The following is a 23,556-nucleotide window of genomic DNA, read 5'->3' as shown; positions in this document are numbered from 1 at the left end:
CCTTCACCTATGATACTGTTTTGCCGATGGAATGTAGTCCTGCGTGCTGCGGCTTCAGTCGGCTGGCGCGCAATCCACTTGCTCCAAGCTCTCATGCTACCGAGCGTGCGATAATCTTGATTAAGCAGAAGGGGCCGCCCGTGGTTCCGCCAGCCAACGAGATCGTGGCGGCGGATTCCCTTTCGTTAAGCTTCAGGCGCGGGAGCGGCCCCGGCTCATCTGGGATCGGCGAGCAGTCTATCGCGTCAACGAGTTACGCTTTCGAAGTCTTCTTCCGGATTGGGTGATTGCCACCCGAGAGATACTAGTGGGCGCAAAGCGCCGAACCTCGATCTGGCGCGTTCATGAGTGATGACCGACACTATCGAGGATCTGCAGGGCAGAATGGAAGAAGCGGCGAATGCTTTGGATTTCGAAGAGGCGCGCCGCCTTCGTGACCGCATCAATCTGATGCGGAGCGGCGCGTCGCCGGCCGAAGCATCCGAAGCCGACACGTCGGGTTTGGTTCGCCAGCAGCCCGGTGCCATGGGGCTGGGTACGAGCCAACAGCGGGTCGCTCCTCCGCCGGGCTGGAAGCGGCCGCCCAAGCCCGATCTCAAGACCTCGGGACGGAGGCGGAAGTGAACATGGACGCCGCGACCGCCGCCGTGATCGCTCTGCTCGCCGAACGCCGGTCGGGAGAATCAATATGCCCGAGTGAGGCCGCGCGCAGGATTGCCGCCGAGGCCTCAGGGGCAGATTGGCGTGCCGCCATGCCGATCATCCATGCCGCGGTCGATCAACTCGTCGATCAGAATTGCATCAGCCTGAGCTGGAAGGGCCAGTCGCTTCCTGCTCGATCCGGGCCGTATCGAATTGTCCAAGCGAACGACAAGTAGTGAGCCGCCCTTCCCCCTCCCTCGCATGAGAACGGCCGCCATTTTACTCACTCAAGGCGATTACCATCTCAAAGTGTAGACGCCTTGCGCTGGGACCTTGAACCAGCACAGCACTCCCGGCCCATCGCCGGAGTTTGCCAGTTCGTTTCCATGGGCGTCGAGCACCGTCGGCTTGATCCTTGGTCGCTTGCGTCCTGTCGCGCAGAGCGAGATTTTCGCGTCCAGCCCCGCAGGTCCGTCGAGAGCAAAGCTGACGGATCGCTCGTCGATCCGCGTAAGCGCGCGGACGAACCGGTCGCAATGGAGCATGATCGGCGCGCCTTCGATCTTGTGGAACGACCGCGTGGCGAAAACCATTGCCGCGCCGGCGCCGTAAATCTCCTGCCCGACCTGCCCCGCAGGCTGGCCATCGGGATAGAGGTCCTCCACCGGGAACGACAGTTCGCGGTCGATGTGGCCGTTGCGGTTGTCGGTCGCGAGCCCGTCTTCCGGCAGCGCATCAGGGTAGAAGAACCACCCGCGGTCGAGTGCGTAGCGACAGTATTCGTCCACCAGCAGCTTGACCGAGGGGATCAGGTCGGGCCCGCCAAAATCGAGGTAGCGCTCGAACGCCGCGTAACTGTCGAAGCATTCGTAGACCGCCATATACGGCGCGTCCTGCAGGCAGGTGACGCCGAGGAAGTTGTGGTATTCCTTCGCAATCCCGATCTCGCTGTCCCAAATCTGGCAGTTGTGGAAGAAGCTGGCGAGGTAGACGTAGCTCTGCGTCAGGTAGTGCTTGTCGCCGGTGACCCGCCACAGCTTGATGCACGCGGTGGCGCCCCACGCGGTGAGGTTGGCCTGATAATTGAGATCGAAGCGCATCCCCTCGGCTGCCGCGATCGCCGCGCGCGCCTCGTCGAGGAAGCGCTGCTCGTTCGACAGTTCGAAGGCGAGCAGCATGACCCAGGCGTACATCCCGCCGACGTCGGTCTGCCCGCGGTCGTCCGCGGCGACCGCGGTGATCACTTCGAACGTGTCGATCTTGTACTGGATCGGCCATTTGTAGCTGAAGTGTCGCGCAGCCTTTATGCCATAGTCGACGCAATCGAAGAACAGCGCCTTCGCGTCCGCATCCCCGTCGAGCGCCATTTCGGCGAGGTTGCGCAATGGATGGTAGAGGTACCAGCTGTCGACCGCGTCGGCATCCTTGTCGTCGCCGACGTCAGGCAGGTAACGGCGTAAGGCCCCGAGCTTGGGATCGTAGAAGCCTCGCAGCCCCTTGACCACCTCGCGTTCGAGCGGGCTCTTGCGCCCGGTCCAGCGACCCCACTCGTGGATCGCCCCGCCAAGCGAGAGCTGCACCATCGAGTCCGGATATTCGGAGGCGGTATAGGGGTGGTAGTAGACTTCCTTACCATGCCGCACGCGCGCTTTCGGGCTGCGCGCGAGATCGCGCAGAGTGCGGTTCGACCGCTCAATCCAGTCGTGATATTCCCAGCCAGGCAGGTTGAGCCGACGATAGACCGCCGCCTGCATGTCGAGGAACTGCCACGCCGAGGTGGTCTCTTCCTCCTTGAGGAAGCGGCGGATGAGCAGGTAAGCGCGGTTGATCACAGTGTCGCGCCCCGCGGGCAGCGCGCTCTTCGGGTCATCGGGGTTGGTTGGCGGGCGGTAGCCGACCTCAGGCCATTCGCCCCCTACGGCGTTCTCGGGCTTGGTGCCGGTCGCCAGGAAGTAATCGTTGAGCGCGGTCAGGTCCTGCCAGTAGAGGACCTTGCCAAAATCGGGCTCGGCGAGTTCGAAATAGCACATGCCGGTGTTGAGCCGGCGCTGCTTCGCCTCGATCTTGCCCTTGGGTCTGTCGGGGCGCCCTTTGGGTCCGACCGCGATCAGGTCCCGCGGCAGGAACGGAATGTGCAACGCGCGCTCTGGGCGGAAGCTGGCGGTGAGCACGAACATCGCCTCTTCGGATTCGTCGGCTTCCACGGTGATGCGATGGCGGCCGAGCGCGCTGATCGCTTCGAGCGCGATCAGCGCGTCGCCCTCCGCGCACGTCAGCTTCACATCATCGCTCAGCAGAGCCACTCGCCATGCGAGGCCGCCTTGCTGACCCTTTCGTTCGAACGAGACCCAGAGGTCCGTACCGACCTGCCGCGCTTCCAGTTTGATGTCGCCATTTACCGACTTGGCTGCCGGGGCCCCGCGGTCGAACGCTTCTCCGGCCTCTCGCACCGCGAGCGAGACCGTCGTCATCGCGGTGCCTCCTGTTCGTAGTTCAATGGCTTGGCGTGGCCGTGATGGCGAAGGAAGCGGTGATCGATGTCGCGGATGATCGCCTCGCCATCGTCGCCCGCCTTGAGGCGGATCAAGGCGTCGAGCTTGGCCTCCATCCGGTCATCGCCCTCCTTTGAGGAAGGCGAGCCGAGGTACAGGAAGTAGGCGAGGCCGACCACCTGCCACAACAACTGGAGGAACTCGGATTGCCAGTTCTCGAAGGTGTCGCGGCTCATCTCATTGAGATAATCGGCCAGCTTCGGCGCCTCGCTGTGCGCCTGCGCTTCGTCAACGTAAGCCTGCCAGCCAAAGTACCAGTGCAGGACGAGGGAAATGAGGAAGAAGGCGAGTGTGAGCCAGGCATAAGCGTACTTACCGATTATCCCGTGCCGCGCGGCGTCGCGTTCCTGCTTGTCGGTCATGGCGTCGATCCTTGAAGCCTCAACTTCACAGCAAATGCTTTAGGTGGCCCGATTGTTTCGGTGTCAGGTTCGCGCTCTTTGCAGATCGATCAGCGGCCGGGGCCCGGGCACTAGCTTACTAGCCTTTCAGCTCTCGCAGCGAGAGAAAGGATGCGTAAGGCGCGGCTGGCCGCCTCGGATCATCGAACGACCGCGTTCCACCCATTGCGGACGTTCTCCACTAAGAACTGCGACTCTAGAAGCGACCAAGCGCCTCACGGCGATGGCCGATCCAACGTCAGATTCAGTGCGGGACGCCCTGCCGTCTTCTGGGCCGACAGCAGAGAGGTAACTGGAATCTGAAGGACGTAAAGAGGACCTTAGCGTTCGGGGTCCGGTCTTCTCAGATAACTGGACGGCGCTTTGACGGCTGGAGCTAATTACCACTGCACCGGCCGGTGTGCTAAAGGTATCCAGCGAGTCGGGTCGCCTATCCTGTTAAGGAGGCGGACCCATGATCGAAACCATCGACGAAACGCAACTCAACGAATTGGTCGGCAAGGTCATCGGCGACGTCGCCGGTGCCTTGAGCATGTTCATGGCCTACCTTGGCGATCAGGCAGGCGTCTTCAAGGCGCTGGATGGCGCCGGCCAGATGAGCGTGGGGCAGCTCGCGGAGAAGACCGGCCTCAATGCCAAGTATCTCCATGAATGGCTCGGGTCGGTGTGCGCGGCAGGATACGTGACCCACCATCCGCAAGATGAGACCTTTTCGTTATCGCCCGAGCAGGCCCTGGTCTTTACCCGCGAGGGTCAGCCCGCCTGCATGCAGGGCTTTTTCCAGCTAGTTGTGTCCCAATTCGCCGAGCACGAGAAAGCGACGGAGACGTTCATTTCAGGCCAGGGGCGGCCCTGGGGTGACCACCCGGCATGTCTGTTCTGCGGCACCGATCGGTTTTTCCGTCCAGGCTATCAAGCTAACCTGATCGACAACTGGATTCCGGCCCTTGATGGCGTCGAGGAGAAGCTGAGATCGGGCGCTAAGATAGCCGACATCGGGTGCGGCCACGGCTCGTCGACGATCCTGTTGGCGCAGGCTTTTCCTAATTCGACGATCCGTGGCATCGATTACCACGCACCTTCCATCGAGGAGGCCAGGAAGAAGGCTGCAGAGGCTGGCGTGACCAACGTGGAGTTCGAGGTAGCCAAGGCTCAGGATTTTTCAGGAGAAGGTTACGACTTCGCGTGCATCTTCGATGCGCTGCATGACATGGGTGATCCCGTTGGCGCCGCCCGGCATATCCGCGAAACCCTCGCGCCCGACGGAACTTTCATGCTCGTCGAACCTCTCGCGGGAGACACGATGGCTGACAACATGCACCCGCTAGGCCAGATCTTCTACGCCGCCTCGTGCACCATCTGCACGCCCAATTCGCTTTCACAGGAGGTTGGTCTCGGTCTTGGGGCACAGGCGGGCGAAAAGCGCCTGACCGAGGTCTGTCATGAAGCCGGTTTCAAGAATGTCAGGCGGGTGGCTGAAACCGCAACGAACATGGTGTTGGGAATCACTGCATGACTTGAGCAGGGTTTGACTGCCCTTGCCTGCACACTGTTGGCTCTCGGGCCGATTGCAGACCGCACCGCCCAGCAGGTTAAGGCGCACGAGCGTTCACGCCGAACCGCGCAGGCGCCTTTTCATTGCGCTGCAACTCCTTCAGAACCCTCTCAAGCTAAGAAGGAGGGCAGCGCGATGAACAATGTTGGCAGTCTGTTGGGCGCATCGCTTTTGGTGCTCGCCACCGCAGCGCCGGTGCTGGGGGCGGATGCGCCGATCGTGCAGCCGGGCGCGCCGGGCGAGATGACCCGTCCACTCAGTGCCGAGCAAGCCATCGCGCTTGCGAACACCCGCTATTCGCCGGCCGATGTCGCCTTCATGCAGGGCATGATTGTGCATCACGATCAAGCGCTGGAGATGTCGCGGCTGGCGCGTTCGCGGACCAACAATGACGCGGTCCTCAAGATCGCAAGCCGTATCGAAGCCAGCCAGGCGGACGAGATGAAGTTCATGCGGACCTGGCTTGCAGACCATAACGAAGAACTGGCGATGGCGGGAATGGGTCACGCGCATCATCAGATGAAGGGGATGGCCAGCCCAGCCCAGATGACCGCGCTCGCCGCGGCCGAGGGCACAGCCTTCGATCGGCAGTTCCTGCAATTGATGATCGCTCACCACGAAGGCGCGGTCGACATGGTCGAAAAGCTGCACGAGCAGCCGGGCACGGCCTACGAGCCGGTGATGTTCGAATTCACCAACGACGTGGTGACCGATCAGAAAGCCGAGATCGACCGGATGAACGCGGTGTTCGCTGGTCTGTCGCAGGACCCGCGGGCAACGCTCGCCGCGGGTCTGCGAGATGCAGGTCAGGCCATCAAGGGACTGCGGCTAGTGAGTGCCCTGCCCAGGCCAGCCGGTTTTTTCGACCCCGCAAACCCGGCTGATCTCCAACCCGTGAAACCGAAAAAGGAAGGGGATGCGCCCAAGCCTACGAAGGATGGCGAACCGGAAAAGCCAAGCTTCAGCGAGCGCGGATCGCTCCTGAACTTCGCAAATACCGATATCGCCTTTTCGGGCGACCTGATGGTGGCTGGCAACTATCACGGCTTCAACGCTTACAGGCTCGGCGCGGACGGTGTCCCACAGCTCGTGAGTTCCACGGTCTGTCCCGGTGGCCAGGGCGACGTCTCCATCGTCGGCAAGCTGCTGATCATGAGCGTGCAAGACAGCCGCGCGCGGAAAGATTGCGGACTGCAGGGCGTCAATCAGAAAGTCAGCCAAGAGCGCTTCCGCGGCATCCGCATCTTTGACATCTCCGACGTCACTCGGCCTCGTCAGGTGGGGCAGGTGCAGACCTGCCGAGGCAGCCACACGCATTCGATTGTCTCCGCTGACGACAAGCGGATCGTGCTCTACAACTCTGGCACCAGCTACGTACGCGATGAGAAGGAACTAGCCGGCTGCTTCGACACTTCGGGCGACGAGACGGCGCTGTTCAGTATCGATGTCATCGAGATTCCGGTGGCCGATCCGGCGGCAGCGCGGATCGTGGATCGCCCGCGCGTATTCGCGACGGGCGGGCAGATTGCCGGTTTGTGGCGCGGCGGCGACCATGGCGACGGAACGCAGGAAACAGAGCGCACCGACATGTGCCACGACATCACTGTGTTCCCGTCGAAGAAGATTGCCGCAGGTGCCTGCTCGGGCAACGGTATCATCTTCGACATCTCCGATCCGCTGAAGCCGAAGCGCATCGACGACGTCACCGACAAGGGGTTTGCTTACTGGCATTCGGCTACCTTCAACAACGACGGCACCAAAGTGCTCTTCACCGACGAATGGGGCGGTGGCGGGCGTCCTCGGTGCCAAGCGGGCGATCCGGTCAACTGGGGCGCGAACGCGTTCTACGACATCGTGGACCGCAAACTGGTCCAGCGCGGGACGTTCAAACTGCCCGCTCCGCAAAGCGACAAGGAGAACTGCGTCGCTCACAACGGATCCATCATCCCTGTGCCGGGGCGCGATATCTTCGTGCAGGCCTGGTATCAGGGGGGGATTTCCGTGATCGATTTCACCGACAGCGCGAACCCGGTCGAGATCGCATACTTCGACCGCGGGCCGGTGGACAAGGATCAGCTGGTCACTGGCGGGCATTGGTCGGCGTATTGGTATAACGGCCACATCTATGCGACCGAGATCGTCCGGGGCATTGACGTCTTGGCTCTCGAGCCGAGCGCTTTCCTGACCGCGGAAGAAATCGCCGCGGCGAAGGCAGCGCAGTACCCGGGTGGAGTGTTCAATCCCCAGACCCAAACTCGGGTCACTTGGCCGGCAGATGTCGTCGCTCGCGCTACGGAAAGTCGCAAGGGAGGTTAGTTCCTGTCCTGTTGAGGGAGCGCATAACGCTGACTCCGTTCAAGGCCTGAGCCAACGATCGGCTTGCAGGGTGTCGGCAGGACGACCGAACTTGGGCCGATAGCAAACTGACTGCCATTGGTGACATGATGCCGGTCGCCCCCTTTTTCGCGCCAGCGATCAGTTGATCTCGTCCGGCGGAGCGACCGGAAACGGCAGCGGGACGACTGCAATCCCCTCGTCCGCTAGCGCGACCGCTTCCTCGCGTGTGGCTTGTCCGTGGATCGTCGCCTGGTCCCGTTCGCCGTAATGCATCGCGCGGCTTTCATGCGCGAACCGCTCGCCCACCCAGGTGCTGTGTTTGAGAGCCTTGCTCTGAGCGTCCGCCAGAGCCTTCATCGCCGTGACCAGTTCGGGCGGGATCGTGCCGGTCATGGCCTGCTGACCGGTGGGCCGGGTATTGCTTTTTGCCGGGACCGAGGGGGCCATCGGTGCCTTCATGACGTAATTCGAGCCACAGTGCGGGCACAGGATCAGACCGCGATCTTGCTGATCTGCGAAGGCGCTGGACGAGGCGAACCAGCCTTCGAACCGATGGCCGAGCGTGCAGGCGAGGTCGAATACGATCATGCCGTCCTACAGCGGTATCTCGCGCCGGTTGGCAAGGCTGGGCAACTGCGCGCGGACTTCAGCGATCCGCGCCGGATCGGTTTCGGCAAAACCGACGCCGGGGCTGTCGCCCATGTCGAGCAGCACTTCGCCCCACGGGTCGACCACCAGGCTGTGGCCGTAAGTACGCCGACCATCCGCATGCTCGCCTACTTGAGCCGCGGCGACGACATACGCGCTTGCTTCGATCGCGCGCACACGCTGCAGCAAGTGCCAATGCGCCTTGCCAGTGGGTATGGTGAAAGCGGCGGGGATGGCAATCGCATCGCACTGGCGCCGGCCAAGCGTGTCGAACAAGGCCGGAAACCGGATATCGTAACAAATCGTCAGGCCCAGCGTCCCGACGGGCGTTTGGTCTACCGACACCACGTCTCGGCCAGGTTCGTAAGCAGTGGACTCGCGCCAGCTTTCTCCGTTAGCCAGGTCGACGTCGAACATGTGAATCTTGTCGTACCGGGCCACCACCGTCCCCCGCGCATCGATCAGCAGGGAGCGGTTCGCCCAGCGCCCATCGGCCCTGGTGACCGCCAGCGAGCCGAGAGCAACCCACAGGTCATTCCGCCTGGCAGCGTCCTGCGCCGCGGCGAGAACCGGGTTATCCTCTTCGGGAACGATATGCTGGGCAGCCCGTGCCCGATCTCGATCGAGCAGACCGCTCATCTCCGGCGTGAACAGCATGGCCGCCCCGCCCTCCGCAGCACGTTCCGCGGCCTGACTAATAGTCTGCGCGTTCTCCGCCGGGTTGATCCCGGCGGTCATCTGCAGCAGGGCGACGCGCGTCACGCGTTGGCCAGCAATGCGTCGAGCTTTCCGGCGGACTCGAGCGCCTGGAGATCGTCCGAACCGCCCACATACGTATTTCCAATGAAAATCTGCGGCACGGTGCGCGCGTTGGGCGCGCGGCTGAGCATTTCGTCACGTCTGGGGCCGCCCATGGTGATGTCATGCTCGGTGTATTCGACGCCTTTGGCGTCCAGCAGTCGCTTGGCGCGAAAACAGAAACCACAGCCGAACTTGGTGTAGATCACGACGTCTGGGCTGGCCATTTATCGTCCCTTTTTTCTTTGCCGGCAGACCCCTTGAACGGCTGCTTCGGACAACTAGATTTTGCTTGCCGACCCGTGCCGCATGGCGGGCGGGAAGGCAATCATGGCGGATGCCACGCGCGTGGGTCCGTCAATCTGGTTCAAATTGCTCATTGGAGGATTTGTTTCATGTCACGTCTTGATTTCACCCCCTATCGCCGCACCACCGTCGGGTTCGACAAGCTGTTCGACATCCTGGAAAGCCAGGTGCGCAACAACGCGGGCGATAATTACCCACCGTTCAACATCGAGCGCCGTGGTGACGACGAGTACCGCATAACCCTAGCCGTTGCCGGATTCCGCGCGAGCGATCTCGACATCACCGCGCAGCAGAACCTGCTGGTCATCCAGGGCAAGAAACGCCCCGAAACCACTCAGGGCGAAGTGCTGCACCTCGGCATTGCCAACCGCGGGTTTGAGCGCCGCTTTGAACTGGCGGATTACGTGCGGGTCGAAAATGCCGATCTTGCGGATGGGTTGCTGACGATCGACCTGGTGCGCGAGGTGCCGGAGGCGATGCGGCCCAAGAAGATCATGGTGGGCGGCCAGCCAAGCCTGGAAGTCGTCAAGGACGACGAGGATGGCCAGGCCAACGCGGCCTGAAATCGTCTGCGAGAATGATCGATGTTGTTGGGGGCAGACCTTGCGGTCTGCCCCCGCGACAATGAAGCCGCCTTGGGCGAAGCTGATCGTCCGGGTCGCAGAAGACGATCAGATCCGCACCAAGCTGTTCGCTCCTTGCCAGCATGCCAGCGCATCGACCGAATCGAGAAGCGCGACCAAAACTTAGCAAAAAGCAATCTCTTGCCCGAGCGCCGCCCTACCGGCTCTCGTGACATAAGCAACATATATTCTTTTTTCGGCCGCTCCGCTTGTAGAAAATGACGATCGTGTCATTTCCGCGCGGTTTTCAGACCAGGCGGGCCTGCCTCAACGCGGCTTCCACGAAGCCGGCGAACAGGGGGTGCGGGTCGAACGGTTTGCTCTTCAGCTCCGGATGGAACTGCACGCCGATGAACCAAGGATGGTCCGGTCGCTCGACAATCTCAGGCAGCAGCCCATCGGGCGACATGCCGGAAAAGATCATCCCGTCCTTCTCCAGCGCTTCGCGATAGGCGGAGTTCACCTCGTACCGGTGACGGTGACGTTCGCTGATAGTGGTGGCCCCGCCATAGACCGTGCTGACGTGGCTGTTGCCGGTGAGGTGCGCGTCGTAGGCACCCAGCCGCATCGTCCCACCCAGATCGCCCTCGGCACTGCGCTGCTGCAGGCCTTCCTTGCTCATCCACTCGGTGATGATGCCGACCACCGGCTCGTCGGTCGGGCCGAATTCGGTCGAGCTGGCGGCCGCATGGCCGGCCGCGCGCACGCCTTCGATGCAGGCCATCTGCATGCCAAGGCAGATACCCAAGAAAGGAACGTTGCGCTCCTTGGCGAAGCGGACGCTGGCGATCTTGCCCTCGCTCCCCCGCTCGCCGAACCCGCCGGGCACCAGAATCCCGTGCATCGGTTCCAGCCGCGCGGCGATCTCTTCGTCGTCAGCTTCGAACAGCTCCGCGTCGATCCAGCGGATGTTGACCTTGACCCGGTTGGCCATCCCACCATGGACCAGCGCTTCGTTGAGCGATTTGTAGGCATCCGGCAGACCGACATACTTGCCGACCACGCCGATCGTGACTTCGCCTTCGGGATGTTCGTAGCGGTCGAGGATGTCGTCCCACCGGGCAAGCTCGGGATCGGGCGCGTTCATGCCGAAATGGCGCAGCACTTCGCTGTCCAGTCCTTCGCGGTGATACTGCAGCGGCACCGCATAGATGCTCGAGGCGTCGAGCGCCGGAATGACCGCTTCCTTGCGCACATTGCAGAACAGCGCGATCTTGGCGCGTTCGCTGTCGGGCAGCGGCTTTTCGCAGCGGCACAGCAGGATGTCGGGCTGCACGCCCAGCCCGGTCATTTCGCGAACCGAGTGCTGCGTCGGCTTGGTCTTCAGCTCGCCTGCCGCGGCGATGTACGGCACCAGCGTCACGTGAACGGAACAGGTGTTCTCGCGGCCCAGTTCGTTCCTTAGCTGCCGCAAAGCTTCGATGAACGGCAAGCTCTCGATGTCGCCCACGGTGCCGCCGATCTCGCACAGGACGAAGTCGAGATCGCTGGTATCGTCCTGCGCGAACTGCTTGATCGCGTCAGTGACGTGCGGGATCACTTGGACCGTCGCGCCGAGATAGTCTCCGCGCCGCTCCTTGGCGATGATGTCGCGATAGATGCGGCCAGACGTGATGTTGTCGCCCTGGTGCGCCGACACGCCGGTGAAGCGTTCGTAGTGCCCAAGGTCGAGATCGGTCTCCGCGCCGTCGTCGGTCACGTAGACTTCGCCGTGCTGATACGGGCTCATCGTGCCGGGATCGACGTTCAGATACGGATCGAACTTGCGAATCCGCACGCGGAAACCGCGCGCCTGCAGCAACGCCGCGAGGCTCGCTGCCATGAGACCTTTGCCGAGCGAGGAGACCACGCCGCCGGTGATAAAGATATACCGCGCCATGGGAGTTGGGCCTTAAGCGGTGGTGCAGGGTGGGCGCAAGCGGCTTGGTGCGGCCGGGAGCCGCAATCCACAGCTGCCTTGTCGTCAGAAAGCGTTAGCCAGCGACGCCAGCGAGCGGATCGTCCGTGGTGGCGGGTGCGGACGGTGCCGGTGCGGCAGGAGCGGCGGCATCAGGCGCGGCCGGCAGCGGGGCAGCACGATCCAGCGTCGATTCCACCGATGCCGCGGTGCCCGCCCCGGCAGCGATCGCTGCGAGGATGATCGACAGGATCACGAACACGATCGCCAGCCAACGGGTTGCGCGGGTGAGGAAATCGGCCGCGCCGCGCGCGCTCATCATCCCGCTTGGGCTGCCGCCGATGCCCAGCCCGCCGCCTTCGGAGCGCTGGACCAGGATGACCCCCACCAATGCGGCGGCGACGATCGCTTGCACGACCAGGAGAAAGATGAACGTCGACATGTACGAAGATTCCGGTTGGCTATGCTGCGCGACTTAGGCGCGGCGGGCAGTCACGGCAAGGGCGGCGCCTCAGGCGTCTTGCAAGTCCACCGTCGCCATGACGATCCCCAAAAAGCTTTCCGCGGTCAGGCTGGCGCCGCCGACCAGCGCACCGCCGACCTCGTCAGCCGCGAGCAGCTCCCGCGCGTTATCAGGCTTGACCGAGCCGCCATAAAGGATGCGCACGAGCGCGCCCTGCTCCTCGCCGTATCGATCGATCAGCAGCGCGCGGATCGCGCGATGCATCGCCGAAATGTCGGCGACGGTCGGCGTCCGCCCGGTGCCGATCGCCCAGATCGGCTCATATGCCACCGACAGGCGTTCCGACGCCGCATCGATCGCATCCGGCAGCGACGCCGCCAATTGACGGGTCACGAAGATTTCGGCCCCGTCCGCGTCGCGCGTGGCTTCGCTCTCGCCGCAGCAGACGATCAGCTTGAGACCGGCCGCCAGCGCGGCATCCGCCTTGGCGCGGACCAGTTCGTCGCTTTCGCCATGGCCGCCACGCCGTTCGCTGTGGCCCAGGATCACGAACTTGGCGCCGGCATCGGCGACCATCGTCGCCGAGACGTCCCCGGTGAACGCCCCATCGGGCGATGCGTGACAATCCTGCGCGCCCACGCCGATCTGCTCCGCTTCCCGGTGCACGGCGTGAAGCAACGTGAACGGCGGGGCCAGCGCCACCTCGACCTTCATCAGGCGCTGGGCCGACCGATCGATCGCGCGCGCTTCGGCGAGCATGGCCCGCGTACCGTTCATCTTCCAGTTACCGACGACGTAGGGTCGCAGGGACATACACCAGTTCCTCAAGAGATTTGCCGCCAGGGGCGTTTGCGCGGCCTATAGTGCCGCTGCGCCGCGCCCCGCTAGCGCGCTTGCGCGCCTGCGTCAAAACGATGCAGCACCTGTTGCGGCAAGGTCGCATGCCTCCTAAAGGTCCGGCCTTCCGCGCCCCGTGCGCGCCCTTCCGTGCAGGCGATTTCGGTTTCATGCTCAGTTTCTTCCGCAATATCTTCAAGACCAAGATCGGCCTTGCCCTCACGATCGGATTCGTCGGCCTGATCGGCGTGGCCTTCGCGGTCGGCGACGTGGCGAACACCGGCGGACTGGGTGGGAGCCTGGCTGGCGGCGACAATGTCGCGGTCGTGGGCGGAGACAAGGTCGGCGCGGCAGAATTCAGCGAGGCGGCGACCAACGCCGTCGATCAGTTGCGCCAAACCAACCCGACCATCTCGATGGCGGCCTTTGTCGAACAAGGTGGCTTGACCGAGGTGCTCGATCAATTGCTCGATCGGCGCGCGATCAGTGCATGGGCGCGGGAGCATGGGCTCAGCGCGGGCGATAATCTGGTGAACAGCGAAATCCGCCGGATCCCGGCGTTCGCGGGCGCTGACGGCAACTTCAGCGAAACCACTTACCGGCAGGCGCTTGCCGGTCGCGGCCTGACCGACGCGATGGTGCGCCGCGACCTCGCCGATGGCCTGCTGGCGCAGCAGGCGCTGGTCCCGGCGGCGTTCGGCGCGCGCATGCCGCAGAAGATCGCCATGCGCTATGCAGCGCTGACCAAAGAGCGTCGCCAGGGCGGGATCGCCGTCATCCCGAGCAATGCCTTCGCGCCCAGGGGTGAGCCGACGGCGGCGCAACTGACCAGCTATTACAACAGCAACAAGGCCGACTTCATTCGTCCGGAACGCCGCATCCTGCGCTATGCCGTGTTCGGCGCGGACTCGCTCGGCAGTGTGCAGCCGACCGACGCGGAAATCTCCGCGCGCTACGCGCGGGACCGGGCCAACCTCTACGCCGCGCGTGAACTGCGCACGTTCAGCCAGCTGATCGTGCCCACCCGCCAGGCGGCGGAGGCGATCGCGCAGCGCGGGCCTGGCGCCCTCGAAACGGCGGCGCGCGAGGCCGGGCTGGAAGTGGCGAAAATCCCCTCGATCGATCGCAACGGGTACGCCGCCCAGAACTCCGCCGCGGTCGCGCAGGCCGCTTTCGCGGCCAATCGCGGAGCGATCGCCGCCCCCGCACGGGGCGCTTTGGGCTGGTACGTCGTGCGCGTCGATGCCATGCAGACGGTTCCGGCGCGCTCGATCGACCAGGCGCGCGGCGAGATCGTCGCGGCGCTGACCGCGGAGAAGCGCACGCGTGCGCTCAGCGAACTGGCCGGGGACGTCGAGCAGCAGATCGACGAGGGTAATTCGCTGTCGGACATCGTCCGATCGCTGAAGGTCGATGTTCTCACCACCAAGCCGGTGGTCGCTGACGGGCGCGTCTACGGCTCTGGCACGGAGCGGGTGCCCGATGCGCTGGCGCCGGCACTGGCCAGCGCGTTCGAGATGGAAGAAGGCAGTCCGCAGATTGCCGCGATGCCCGGCGGGGAGACCTATCTGGTCTATGAAACAGCCCGGATCACGCCTTCGGCGGCCGCACCGCTCGCCGAAATCCGCGCTGACGTGGTGGCTGGCTGGCGCCAGGCGGCGGGGGCCGCGGCGGCAAAAGCCGCGGCCGACCGGATCCTCGCACGAGTTGGCAAGGGGCAGACGCTTGCTCAGGCGGTCGCAGCCGAAACCGCCGCCCTGCCCGCCATCGAAACGATCAATATGACCCGCGAAGAACTGGCGTCGCAGGGACAGCGGGTGCCGCCAGCGCTGGCGTTGCTGTTCTCGATGGCACGAGGCAGCGTCAAGAAGCTGGAAGGGCCGAACAACGCAGGCTGGTTCGTGGTCAACGTCAACAGCATCGAGCCGGGCAAGATCGCCCCCAACGACCCACTGATGGCGCAGGCTTCACAGAGCCTCGGCCAGCTGCTCGGTCGCGAGTACAGCGATTCCTTGCGCGCGGCGATCCGCAAGGATGTTGGCGTCGAGCGCAATGCGGAGGCGGTCGCAGCAGTGCGCCAGCGCCTCGTCGGCGACAACAGCGCGAACTAAGGGCCGGACACTGAGCGGCGCCGCGCCCCATAATGCCGCGGCCGCGCGCGCCGCGCTGAACGAGGGCCGCGCGGCGCTCGTCTGGCGGCGCGTCGTCGCCGACACCGAGACGCCGGTCGGCGCTGCGCTCAAGTTGATCGAGCCTGAGCGGGGGGACTTCCTGCTGGAGTCGGTCGAAGGCGGGGAGGTGCGCGGACGCTACAGCCTGCTGGGCCTCGATCCCGATCTGGTGTTTCGCGCGCAGGGTAGCCTAGCGGAAACCAATCACCGGTGGCAGGCGGACAGGAAAGCGTTTGTTACCTGCGCCGGCGATGCACTCGCGGAACTGCGCGGGCTCGTGGAGGCGTGCCGCATCGACGTGCCGCCCGGGCTCCCGCCCATCGCGTGTCTGGTCGGCTACTTCGGATACGAGACCATTGGCCTGGTAGAGCGGCTGCCCCGCGCCGCCGCCCCAGGCATCGGCCTGCCCGACATGTTGTTTGTGCGCCCCACCCTGATCCTGGTGTTCGACCGGCTGGGAGACGAACTGTTCTGCATCGCGCCGTTGTGGCCGGGAAAGCTCTCAGGTGATAAAGCGGTCGCTGCTGCCGGGGAGCGGATCGACGGAGCGCTGCGCCGCCTGTCGCAAGCGACCCCACCAACCGCGCGCGCCAACGTTCCCGAGCCGACTCTGTCGCCAGTGCTCGCGCCCGAGGACTACCGGGCGATGGTGATCAAGGCGAAAGACTACATCGAGGCGGGCGACGTGTTCCAGGTGGTGCTCGCTCAGCGCTTCACCGCGCCGTTCACCCTGCCCCCGGTCGCGCTCTACCGGGCGCTGCGGCGGATCAATCCCAGTCCGTTTCTCTACTTCCTCGATCTGCCCGGGTTCGCGGTGGTTGGCTCCAGCCCTGAAATCCTAGTCCGGGTGCGCGGCGGTGAGGTGACTATCCGCCCGATCGCTGGAACGCGTCCGCGCGGAGCGACCGCGGAGCTTGATCGCGCTGCGGAGGAAGGTCTGCTGGCCGACGCGAAGGAACGCGCCGAACACCTGATGCTGCTCGATCTCGGACGCAACGACGTTGGGCGGGTAGCCGCACGGGGCACGGTGGACGTCACCGACAGCTTCACCATCGAACGTTACAGCCACGTGATGCACATCGTCAGCAACGTGGTGGGGCAGCTCGATCCCGCGAAGGACGCGCTCGATGCCCTGTTCGCGGGCTTTCCCGCCGGCACCGTCAGCGGCGCGCCGAAAGTGCGCGCGTGCGAGATCATCGCGGAGCTCGAACCCGAAGCGCGCGGCGCATACGCCGGCGGAGTGGGCTATTTCGCGCCCGATGGCACGCTCGATTCCTGCATCGTGCTGCGCACCGGGGTCATCAAGGATGGCACCCTCCACGTCCAGGCAGGCGCGGGCATCGTCGCCGACAGCGATCCCGAATACGAGCTGCGCGAATGCCATGCCAAGGCCGGCGCCCTGATCGCCGCCGCGCGCGAGGCGGTACGCATCGCGGCAGAACCGGACTTCGGTCAGTGAAGCGCCTTTCGCTCATCTTCGTCGTCCTGCTCGGGGCGTGCAACCCGCAAGCGGGCGGTGAGCCGGTGACCCGCGTCGATCTCGAGAATCCGGGCAAGGCGGCCATGCCCGCGCCGATCCCCACGCCCGTCACTACAGGCGCGTGCCAAACCGTCACGTTCGAGGACGCGCAGTTCACCCACTGTGTCGCCGACCCGGCCAGGCACCGCATCACCACCATGCTGGGCAACCCGCCTTACCGCAGCTTCAAGGCCTACGCCGCCGCGCGCGCGGCCGATGCCCCAGCCCCCGCCTTCGCAGTGAACGCGGGCATGTTCGATGATGCCGGCAAGCCGATCGGCTACTACGTTCGCGAAGGGGAGCGCGGGCAGGAATTGAACCGCAATGACGGTGCGGGCAACTTCCACATGAAGCCGAACGGCGTGTTCTTCGGCACCGCTGGCAAGTGGCGCGTGATGACCGCCGATGCGTTCTACGCGCAAGTAGGTGACCGCCCCCAGTTCGGCACCCAGAGCGGCCCCATGCTGCTGGTAGACGGCAAGCTTCATCCTGAAATTACCGACGATGGCCCCAGCCGCACGATCCGCAACGGGGTTGGCATCGATGCTGCTGGACGCGCGCATTTCGTCATCAGCGACAGCGCGGTCAGCTTCGGCAAGCTCGCGCGGTTCTACCGCGACGTCTTGAAGACGCCGAACGCGCTCTATCTCGATGGTTCGGTGTCCGCATTGTGGGCTCCGGCGACCGGTCGCATGGACGCTCGTGCGCCGATCGGGCCGATGATCGTGGTTGAGGAGACGAGTCAGTGAGTGTCACGGATCAGGAACGTCGCACGCTCTATCCGCCCATTGAACCGTACGAGACCGGCATGCTGGACGTCGGCAACGGCCATTCGCTTTACTGGGAGCGGGTCGGCACCCCCGGCGCCAAGCCGGCGGTCATGCTCCACGGCGGGCCCGGTGCCGGCTGCAGCCCTAGTCACCGCCGTCAGTGGGACCCGGAACGGTACGACGTCCTGCTGTTCGACCAGCGCGGCTGCGGTCGTTCCAGGCCGTTCGCCAGCCTGGAGCACAACACCACCTGGGATCTTGTCGGCGACATCGAGGCGCTGCGCGCGATGTGCGGTCACGAGCAATGGCAAGTGTTTGGGGGTAGCTGGGGCTCCACGCTTTCGCTGGCTTATTCGCAGACCCATCCGGAGCGGGTCAGCGAGATCATCCTGCGCGGCATTTTTCTGTGCGAGCAGAACGAGCTCGACTGGCTCTACAAATACGGCGCAAGCGAGCTCTACCCCGAAGAATGGGACCGGTTCGTCGCTCACGCCGCGGCGCACGGAGACGATCTGCTGGAAACGTACATCGCGCTGCTCGACGATGCCGACCCCGAGGTGCGCAAGGCCGCGGCGAATGCGTGGAACCGGTGGGAGGGCGTGACCGTGACCCTGCTTCCCGAAGAAGACACGATCGACCGCATGGCCGGCGGCGAAAACGCCGTCGCCACAGCTCGGATCGAAACGCATTATTTCCGCCACAGGTGCTGGCTGGAAAGCGGGCAGCTGCTGGCAGGTGCGGACAAGTTGCGCGGCATCCCCGGCGTAATCGTCCAGGGACGCCACGACTGCTGTACGCCGCCGGCGGCAGCCTGGGCGCTCAAGCAGGCCTGGCCTGAAGTCGATCTGCAGATCGTGCCGGACGCCAGCCACCTTTTTACCGAGCCCGGCATCACCGATGGCCTGGTGCGCGCCACCGATCGCTTTGCTGCTGCGCCGCCGTCATGATCCTGGTCATCGACAACTACGACAGCTTCACCTTCAACCTGGTCCACTACCTGATGGAACTGGGTGCCGAAGTGCGGGTGGAGCGCAACGATGCGCTGACCGCTTCGGAAGCGATCGCGTCCGGGGCGGAAGGGTTCCTGATCTCTCCGGGACCGTGCACGCCGAACGAGGCGGGGATCAGCCTTGATCTCGTGGCGGCCTGCGCAGATGCCGCCATGCCCCTCCTCGGCGTGTGTCTGGGGCATCAGGCGATCGGCCAGCATTTCGGAGGACGCGTGGTGCGCGGCGGGCTGATGCACGGCAAGACATCGCCGGTCAGCCATGACGGCAGCGGGGTGTTCGCAGGCCTGCCCTCACCCTTCCTCGCCACCCGGTATCACAGCCTGGTTGTAGAGGGTATTCCAGCGACCCTGCCGGTCAACGCCACGTCCGATGATACCCACGTCATGGGCTTTCGCCACGCAGAGCTGCCGATCCACGGCGTGCAGTTCCATCCCGAAAGCATCGCTACCGAGCACGGCCACGCATTGCTTGCGAACTTCCTGCGGGTGTGCGGGATCGCTCCGGAGGATTGGATATGAGAACTCTTCCAGAGGCCGAGCCGCACCTGAACGAAGCGCAAGCTGAAGAGGTGTTTGGCGCGCTGCTCGATGGCGAAGCGAGCGAGGAAGAAATCGCGCGGTTCCTGTGCGATCTGTCCGATCGCGGTGAAACCGCTGACGAGATCGCCGGTGCGGCGCGCGCGCTGCGCGCGCGGCTGATCCCGGTTGACGCGCCCGCCCACGCGATCGACGTCTGCGGCACGGGCGGCGATGGGCACCACACGCTGAACGTATCGACTGCGGTGAGCCTTGTCGTCGCGGCGTCGGGCGTGCCGGTAGCCAAACATGGCAACCGCGCCGCGAGCAGCAAGGCCGGCGCTGCCGATACTCTCGAGATGCTTGGCCTCGACATGGAAGCCGCCGGAAGAACGGCTGAGAGGTCGTTGGCGGAGCTGGGAATCGGGTTCCTGTTCGCAGCCAATCACCACCCTGCGATGCGGCGCATTCAGCCGATACGCCAACGGCTTGGCCGGCGGACGATCTTCAACCTAATGGGGCCGTTGTGCAATCCTGCGGGCGTAAAGCGTCAGCTGATCGGCATTGCCCGCCCCGCTTACGTGCCCATCTACGCCGAGGCCAAGGCGCGACTGGGCAGCGAACGCACGCTGATCGTATCTGGCGACGAAGGGCTTGACGAGTTGAGCCTCGCGGGCGGCAACGAAGTGGCCGACGTGCAGGGGCACGACTGGGAGATGCGCCGGGTTCGCGCCTCCGACGCAGGCCTGCCCACCGCGCCGATCGAGGCGATCCGCGGCGGAGATGCCGCACACAACGCGAAAGCACTCAAGGCGCTCCTGATGGGTGCGCCTGGTCCTTATCGGGACGCGGTGCTGTTCAATGCCGGCGCCGCGCTGATGATCGCCGGGCAAGCCGCGGACTATGCCGATGGCGCCAAACAGGCGGCCGACGCTCTCGATTCCGGCCGTGCCGAAGAATTGCTCACCCGCTGGATTGCGATCGCCCAATGAACAAGCTTGACGAGATCTGCGCGACCAAGCGCATTGAGGTGGCTGACCGACGCGGAGCGGCCACGATAAGCGATCTCGATCGCCTAGCGCGCGACCAGACGCCTCCGCGAGGGTTCCGGGCGGCACTTGATGCCAAGGCGCAGGAGGGCTTTGCCCTTATCGCGGAGATCAAGAAAGCTTCGCCGTCCAAGGGGCTGATCCGGCAGGACTTCAGGCCTGCCGAACATGCCGTGGCGTACGCGCGCGGCGGCGCCGCCTGCCTGTCGGTGCTCACCGACGCTGCCTACTTTCAAGGACACGAGGATTTTCTGGCGGACGCGCGGAGGGCCTGTGATCTGCCAGTGCTGCGCAAGGATTTCATGGTCGATCCCTGGCAGGTTGCAGAAGCCCGCGCGATCGGGGCGGATGCGATCCTGATCATCGTGGCGGCGCTGGAAGACGGCGTGATGGCGGAGATCGAGGCGGCCGCGCTGGAGCGCGGGATGGACGTACTGGTTGAGGTTCATGACGAAGCAGAACTGGCGCGCGCGGCCAAGCTTCGTTCGCGCCTGGTCGGAATAAACAATCGCGATCTCAAGAACTTCCGTACCGATCTTGGCACGACTGAGCGGCTCGCACCGCTGGCACCAGAAGGTACGCTGCTGGTCGGGGAGAGCGGCATCAGCAGCCATGCCGACTGCATGCGGCTGGAGCGCGCTGGCGTTCACGCGTTCCTGGTTGGCGAAAGCCTGATGCGGCAGCCAGACGTGGAAGCTGCAACGCGCGAACTGCTCGGCGGACATTAGCGCTGTCCTACAACTCGCCGCTTACGCTACCCGATCCCAGCAGCTAATTGGCCCGCAGCGGAGCGGGCAAACTTTCCGCTCATGAACAGTGTGACACGTGTGACACTTTCACTTCTGGATTGTCCTCTATGAACGATCTCACGCACCTCGATGAACACGGTCAGGCCCGGATGGTCGACGTCGGCGGCAAGGCGGAAACCGTGCGTAAGGCAGTGGCATCGGGTCGGATCGCGATGTCAGCCATCGCGCTCGCCGCCATTCGTGACGGCAGCGGGCCCAAGGGCGACGTGCTCGGCGCCGCGCGGATCGCTGGCATCATGGCGGCCAAGAAGACCGCCGATCTTATCCCGCTGTGCCACCCGCTCGCGCTCGATAGCGTGATCGTCGACTTCACGTTCGAGGAGGCGGCGATTTCGGCCACGGTTGAGGTGGCGCTGACCGGCCGCACCGGCGTAGAAATGGAAGCGATGACAGCATGTTGCGTCGCCCTGTTGACCATCTACGACATGGCGAAGGCGCTCGACAAGAGCATGATGATCGGAGATGTCCGATTGCTCGAAAAGACCGGCGGCAAGTCGGGAAAATGGAGACGTGACGGTGGTTTGACGCCGCGACTTGACGGCTTGGGGTAAGTTGCCTAATTGTTCCGCGTTCGTTCCCGCATTGGAACGGTCTCGCAAAGGATCGGGCATGCTCACTGCCAAGCAACGCGAACTTCTCCACTTCATCACCGTTCGTCTTGAAGACAGCGGGATCTCCCCGTCGTTCGAAGAAATGAAGGAAGCGCTCGATCTGAAGAGCAAGTCGGGCGTGCACCGGCTCATCTCCGCGCTGGAGGAACGTGGGTTTATTCGCCGGCTCCCCAACCGGGCTCGCGCGCTTGAGGTGATCCGCCAGGCCGAGGATTCCGTCGCCGCGCCGCGCGCCAAGTCGTTGGAGAGCACCCACGACAATGTCGTGCCCCTCCGCCGACCCGCACCTGTCCAGCGCCAGATCGCCAACGATGTCGTCGAGTTGCCCTTGCACGGGCGCATTGCGGCCGGTGTACCGATCGAGGCGCTCGAAGGTCAAAGCACTCTGCCCGTGCCCGCCGCGCTTTTGGGTCCGGGCGAACATTACGCGCTGGAGGTGTCTGGCGACTCGATGATCGAAGCCGGCATCTTCGACGGTGATTTTGCGCTCGTCCGCAAGACTGACGTGGCACGCGACGGAGAAATCGTGGTGGCGCTGGTGCGGGACGAGGAAGCGACCCTCAAGTACCTGCACCGTGAGAACGGCATGGTGCGGCTGGATCCGGCCAACGGAGCGTATGAGCCGCAGGTGTACCGGGCCGGCGAGGTCAAGGTGCAGGGTAAGCTAGCGGGCCTCCTGCGCCGTTACCACTGAGCGCGAAAAGCGCGGTTCCGGTCGGCTGGCCGTCCACCATGGGTGCTCGCCTTCGCTTTCGCCCACGGTGACGGTGCGCGCCTCGGCGAGGTAAATCGCCAGGCCGCCGTGGGCATCCAGGAAATTGCGGTCCGCCTTCAGCCAGCGGGGCCGGCAGCTTCTCGGCAGCCAGCGTTCGGCGATGACGATATCGGACCGTTCGCAAGCCGCGGCCAGCGACCGCTCCTCGATCCGGGCACGGCTCCGTCCCATCAGGATGTGCCAGGTGCGCTCGTCGCGTTCGATCGTCAGGCTGCAAAAGTCTCGACTGCAGGTGGCGTCAGGCCACCGTTCGATCAGCACCGGATCGGCTTCCATCCCGGCAAGCTCCATCAGGTTGTCGCGCGCGAAATCGCTGCGTCCCTCGCGCAGGACCAGCAGCCGCTCACCCTCCCCGACAATGCCAACGTTGCGTCCATCACTGGAGATCAGCAAATCGGGCGGTTGAGCGCCAAGCAGAAAGATGGTCGCGGCCAGCACCGGCACCAGTCCGATCAACCGCCGTCTGCCGTGCCAAAGCGCTAACCATAATCCACCCAAGACAAATAATGCGAAAACCCCGGCCCCCATCTGGGGCATCAGCTTGACCGCGCCTGGCTGGCTAGCGGTGAAATGAGCGAGCGCCAGCATCAGATCGAGTGACCCGCCGACCAGGAACCAGACCGGAGCGCCGGCTCCCACCAAATCCAGCGCAAGCGCCAGCGCGATCAGCGGCATGGTGACAAAGGTAACCAACGGAATTGCGACGACATTGGCGAGCGCGCCGTAGAACCCCGCCCGGTGAAAATGGAACAGCACGATCGGCATCAGCGCGACCTCGATCACCACGCCCGTCAGAAGGAGCATGACGGCGCGCCGCCCGGTTCTCGCCACCGCCCCTTCGTCACGCGGCGCAAGGAAAGCGCGCGCCGGAGCCGCCTCATGGAGGGCGACGATCGCAATCACTGCGGCGAAGCTCATCTGAAAGCCGGGGCTCACCACCGCCTCGGGCCAGGCAAGCATGACCACGAAGGCCGCAGCGGCGACCATGCGGAGTGACAGCGCTTCCCGACCGAGTGCAAGAGCGCCAAGAACCAGCAGCGCGCCGACGCAACTGCGCACGGTGGGCACCTCGGCGCCGGTGAGCAAGGTGTACCCCACCCCTGCCCCTGCCCCGCAAGCCGCCGCGACCAGCGGCAGGCGCACCCTCAATGTCAACCAGGACCACAGGGCGAGCAGCCGCAAGGCGACGAAATAGGCGCCCGCGATCACTGCGCTGACATGCAGACCGCTGATCGATAGCAGGTGCGTGAGCCCCGCATCGCGCATCG

The 23,556-nt window shown here is 64.5% G+C and carries 24 protein-coding genes; 15 read left to right on the top strand and 9 right to left on the bottom strand.

All coding sequences use genetic code 11. From position 1 onward, the window contains the following. From E0504_RS51335 to E0504_RS21030, 3 genes are all read left to right on the top strand, one after another. Positions 1 to 287, top strand: a 287-nt coding sequence (locus tag E0504_RS51335) for a hypothetical protein (RefSeq protein WP_207974564.1), incomplete at its 5' end; no start/stop codon positions are given. A 64-nt stretch (positions 288 to 351) separates the two neighbouring features. After that, positions 352 to 624, top strand: a complete 273-nt coding sequence (locus E0504_RS21035; protein WP_131625661.1) for a UvrB/UvrC motif-containing protein — start codon at positions 352 to 354, stop codon at positions 622 to 624. 2 nt (positions 625 to 626) lie between these two features. Then, positions 627 to 878, top strand: a complete 252-nt coding sequence (locus E0504_RS21030) for a DUF3253 domain-containing protein (RefSeq protein WP_131625741.1) — start codon at positions 627 to 629, stop codon at positions 876 to 878. 60 nt (positions 879 to 938) lie between these two features. Here E0504_RS21030 and E0504_RS21025 read toward each other — a convergent pair whose 3' ends face one another. Together E0504_RS21025 and E0504_RS21020 are read right to left on the bottom strand one after the other, a co-directional pair. Continuing rightward, positions 939 to 3,113, bottom strand: coding sequence for a hypothetical protein (locus E0504_RS21025; protein WP_131625660.1), 2,175 nt, complete (start codon positions 3,111 to 3,113; stop codon positions 939 to 941). Next, positions 3,110 to 3,556, bottom strand: coding sequence for a DUF6766 family protein (locus E0504_RS21020; RefSeq protein ID WP_207974562.1), 447 nt, complete (start codon positions 3,554 to 3,556; stop codon positions 3,110 to 3,112). Before E0504_RS21020 ends, E0504_RS21025 begins: the two co-directional genes overlap by 4 nt. Before the next feature lie 496 nt (positions 3,557 to 4,052). Between E0504_RS21020 and E0504_RS21015 the strand changes: the two genes are divergently transcribed. Together E0504_RS21015 and E0504_RS21010 are read left to right on the top strand one after the other, a co-directional pair. Beyond that, positions 4,053 to 5,111, top strand: coding sequence for a class I SAM-dependent methyltransferase (locus E0504_RS21015; protein ID WP_373693921.1), 1,059 nt, complete (start codon positions 4,053 to 4,055; stop codon positions 5,109 to 5,111). Positions 5,112 to 5,285: 174 nt separating this feature from the next. Further along, positions 5,286 to 7,466: a DUF305 domain-containing protein gene (locus E0504_RS21010; RefSeq protein ID WP_131625658.1), complete on the top strand. Its 2,181-nt coding sequence runs from the start codon at positions 5,286 to 5,288 to the stop codon at positions 7,464 to 7,466. Between the two features lie 159 nt (positions 7,467 to 7,625). Here the strand turns inward: E0504_RS21010 and E0504_RS21005 are convergent, their stop codons facing one another. From E0504_RS21005 to grxC, 3 genes are read right to left on the bottom strand one after another with little or no spacing between them, the layout of a single operon-like run. Then, positions 7,626 to 8,075, bottom strand: a complete 450-nt coding sequence (locus E0504_RS21005) for a DUF1178 family protein (RefSeq protein WP_131625657.1) — start codon at positions 8,073 to 8,075, stop codon at positions 7,626 to 7,628. Positions 8,076 to 8,081: 6 nt separating this feature from the next. Beyond that, positions 8,082 to 8,897 (bottom strand): carbon-nitrogen hydrolase family protein, encoded by an 816-nt coding sequence (locus E0504_RS21000; RefSeq protein WP_131625656.1) that lies wholly within the window; start codon positions 8,895 to 8,897, stop codon positions 8,082 to 8,084. Then, positions 8,894 to 9,160 carry a glutaredoxin 3 gene (gene grxC, locus E0504_RS20995; RefSeq protein ID WP_131625655.1) on the bottom strand — a complete coding sequence of 89 codons (267 nt, stop codon included), beginning with the start codon at positions 9,158 to 9,160 and terminating at the stop codon, positions 8,894 to 8,896. Before grxC ends, E0504_RS21000 begins: the two co-directional genes overlap by 4 nt. A 168-nt stretch (positions 9,161 to 9,328) precedes the next feature. Here grxC and E0504_RS20990 point away from each other — a divergent pair, with 168 nt between their 5' ends. Then, on the top strand, positions 9,329 to 9,802 hold the full coding sequence (locus E0504_RS20990) for an Hsp20 family protein (RefSeq protein ID WP_131625654.1): 474 nt from the start codon (positions 9,329 to 9,331) through the stop codon (positions 9,800 to 9,802). Between the two features lie 307 nt (positions 9,803 to 10,109). Here E0504_RS20990 and E0504_RS20985 read toward each other — a convergent pair whose 3' ends face one another. From E0504_RS20985 to tpiA, 3 genes are all read right to left on the bottom strand, one after another. After that, positions 10,110 to 11,741 carry a CTP synthase gene (locus E0504_RS20985; RefSeq protein WP_131625653.1) on the bottom strand — a complete coding sequence of 544 codons (1,632 nt, stop codon included), beginning with the start codon at positions 11,739 to 11,741 and terminating at the stop codon, positions 10,110 to 10,112. A 94-nt stretch (positions 11,742 to 11,835) separates the two neighbouring features. Next, positions 11,836 to 12,201: a preprotein translocase subunit SecG gene (gene secG / locus E0504_RS20980; protein WP_131625652.1), complete on the bottom strand. Its 366-nt coding sequence runs from the start codon at positions 12,199 to 12,201 to the stop codon at positions 11,836 to 11,838. A 69-nt stretch (positions 12,202 to 12,270) separates the two neighbouring features. Then, positions 12,271 to 13,035 carry a triose-phosphate isomerase gene (tpiA, locus tag E0504_RS20975; protein ID WP_131625651.1) on the bottom strand — a complete coding sequence of 255 codons (765 nt, stop codon included), beginning with the start codon at positions 13,033 to 13,035 and terminating at the stop codon, positions 12,271 to 12,273. 194 nt (positions 13,036 to 13,229) lie between these two features. Between tpiA and E0504_RS20970 the strand changes: the two genes are divergently transcribed. From E0504_RS20970 to lexA, 9 genes are all read left to right on the top strand, one after another. Next, positions 13,230 to 15,170, top strand: coding sequence for a peptidylprolyl isomerase (locus tag E0504_RS20970; protein ID WP_131625650.1), 1,941 nt, complete (start codon positions 13,230 to 13,232; stop codon positions 15,168 to 15,170). Beyond that, on the top strand, positions 15,094 to 16,689 hold the full coding sequence (locus E0504_RS20965) for an anthranilate synthase component I family protein (protein ID WP_207974561.1): 1,596 nt from the start codon (positions 15,094 to 15,096) through the stop codon (positions 16,687 to 16,689). Before E0504_RS20970 ends, E0504_RS20965 begins: the two co-directional genes overlap by 77 nt. After that, entirely contained in the window at positions 16,686 to 17,498 is an 813-nt protein-coding gene (locus E0504_RS20960) for a phosphodiester glycosidase family protein (RefSeq protein ID WP_207974560.1), read from the top strand. The genes E0504_RS20965 and E0504_RS20960 overlap by 4 nt, the downstream gene beginning before the upstream one ends. A 59-nt stretch (positions 17,499 to 17,557) precedes the next feature. Beyond that, the gene (gene pip, locus E0504_RS20955) at positions 17,558 to 18,466 is read left to right on the top strand and encodes a prolyl aminopeptidase (protein ID WP_131625738.1); all 909 of its coding nucleotides are present in this window, start codon (positions 17,558 to 17,560) and stop codon (positions 18,464 to 18,466) included. Then, complete coding sequence (locus E0504_RS20950; protein WP_131625648.1) at positions 18,463 to 19,047, top strand: aminodeoxychorismate/anthranilate synthase component II; 585 nt, start codon at positions 18,463 to 18,465, stop codon at positions 19,045 to 19,047. The genes pip and E0504_RS20950 overlap by 4 nt, the downstream gene beginning before the upstream one ends. Beyond that, positions 19,044 to 20,036: an anthranilate phosphoribosyltransferase gene (gene trpD / locus E0504_RS20945; protein WP_131625647.1), complete on the top strand. Its 993-nt coding sequence runs from the start codon at positions 19,044 to 19,046 to the stop codon at positions 20,034 to 20,036. Before E0504_RS20950 ends, trpD begins: the two co-directional genes overlap by 4 nt. Continuing rightward, positions 20,033 to 20,821 (top strand): indole-3-glycerol phosphate synthase TrpC, encoded by a 789-nt coding sequence (trpC, locus tag E0504_RS20940; RefSeq protein ID WP_131625646.1) that lies wholly within the window; start codon positions 20,033 to 20,035, stop codon positions 20,819 to 20,821. The genes trpD and trpC overlap by 4 nt, the downstream gene beginning before the upstream one ends. A gap of 128 nt (positions 20,822 to 20,949) precedes the next feature. Further along, positions 20,950 to 21,453: a cyclic pyranopterin monophosphate synthase MoaC gene (gene moaC / locus E0504_RS20935; protein WP_131625645.1), complete on the top strand. Its 504-nt coding sequence runs from the start codon at positions 20,950 to 20,952 to the stop codon at positions 21,451 to 21,453. A 58-nt stretch (positions 21,454 to 21,511) separates the two neighbouring features. Continuing rightward, positions 21,512 to 22,207 carry a transcriptional repressor LexA gene (lexA, locus tag E0504_RS20930; protein WP_131625644.1) on the top strand — a complete coding sequence of 232 codons (696 nt, stop codon included), beginning with the start codon at positions 21,512 to 21,514 and terminating at the stop codon, positions 22,205 to 22,207. Here lexA and E0504_RS20925 read toward each other — a convergent pair. Then, positions 22,178 to 23,554 carry a ComEC/Rec2 family competence protein gene (locus E0504_RS20925; RefSeq protein ID WP_243657559.1) on the bottom strand — a complete coding sequence of 459 codons (1,377 nt, stop codon included), beginning with the start codon at positions 23,552 to 23,554 and terminating at the stop codon, positions 22,178 to 22,180. The genes lexA and E0504_RS20925 overlap by 30 nt on opposite strands. Between the last annotated feature and the right edge of the window lie 2 nt (positions 23,555 to 23,556).

The sequence above is a fragment of the Parafrankia sp. BMG5.11 genome (genome assembly GCF_004337455.1).
This window is presented reverse-complemented; position numbering and strand designations above follow the sequence as displayed.

Coding starts and splice junctions, on each gene's coding strand:
- E0504_RS21035 (WP_131625661.1), top strand. CDS start 352: ATGACCGACACTATCGAGGATCTGCAGGGCAGAATGGAAGAAGCGGCG.
- E0504_RS21030 (WP_131625741.1), top strand. CDS start 627: ATGGACGCCGCGACCGCCGCCGTGATCGCTCTGCTCGCCGAACGCCGG.
- E0504_RS21025 (WP_131625660.1), bottom strand. CDS start 3,113: ATGACGACGGTCTCGCTCGCGGTGCGAGAGGCCGGAGAAGCGTTCGAC.
- E0504_RS21020 (WP_207974562.1), bottom strand. CDS start 3,556: ATGACCGACAAGCAGGAACGCGACGCCGCGCGGCACGGGATAATCGGT.
- E0504_RS21010 (WP_131625658.1), top strand. CDS start 5,286: ATGAACAATGTTGGCAGTCTGTTGGGCGCATCGCTTTTGGTGCTCGCC.
- E0504_RS21005 (WP_131625657.1), bottom strand. CDS start 8,075: ATGATCGTATTCGACCTCGCCTGCACGCTCGGCCATCGGTTCGAAGGC.
- grxC (WP_131625655.1), bottom strand. CDS start 9,160: ATGGCCAGCCCAGACGTCGTGATCTACACCAAGTTCGGCTGTGGTTTC.
- E0504_RS20990 (WP_131625654.1), top strand. CDS start 9,329: ATGTCACGTCTTGATTTCACCCCCTATCGCCGCACCACCGTCGGGTTC.
- E0504_RS20985 (WP_131625653.1), bottom strand. CDS start 11,741: ATGGCGCGGTATATCTTTATCACCGGCGGCGTGGTCTCCTCGCTCGGC.
- secG (WP_131625652.1), bottom strand. CDS start 12,201: ATGTCGACGTTCATCTTTCTCCTGGTCGTGCAAGCGATCGTCGCCGCC.
- tpiA (WP_131625651.1), bottom strand. CDS start 13,035: ATGTCCCTGCGACCCTACGTCGTCGGTAACTGGAAGATGAACGGTACG.
- E0504_RS20970 (WP_131625650.1), top strand. CDS start 13,230: ATGCTCAGTTTCTTCCGCAATATCTTCAAGACCAAGATCGGCCTTGCC.
- E0504_RS20965 (WP_207974561.1), top strand. CDS start 15,094: ATGTTGGCGTCGAGCGCAATGCGGAGGCGGTCGCAGCAGTGCGCCAGC.
- pip (WP_131625738.1), top strand. CDS start 17,558: ATGCTGGACGTCGGCAACGGCCATTCGCTTTACTGGGAGCGGGTCGGC.
- E0504_RS20950 (WP_131625648.1), top strand. CDS start 18,463: ATGATCCTGGTCATCGACAACTACGACAGCTTCACCTTCAACCTGGTC.
- trpD (WP_131625647.1), top strand. CDS start 19,044: ATGAGAACTCTTCCAGAGGCCGAGCCGCACCTGAACGAAGCGCAAGCT.
- trpC (WP_131625646.1), top strand. CDS start 20,033: ATGAACAAGCTTGACGAGATCTGCGCGACCAAGCGCATTGAGGTGGCT.
- moaC (WP_131625645.1), top strand. CDS start 20,950: ATGAACGATCTCACGCACCTCGATGAACACGGTCAGGCCCGGATGGTC.
- lexA (WP_131625644.1), top strand. CDS start 21,512: ATGCTCACTGCCAAGCAACGCGAACTTCTCCACTTCATCACCGTTCGT.
- E0504_RS20925 (WP_243657559.1), bottom strand. CDS start 23,554: ATGCGCGATGCGGGGCTCACGCACCTGCTATCGATCAGCGGTCTGCAT.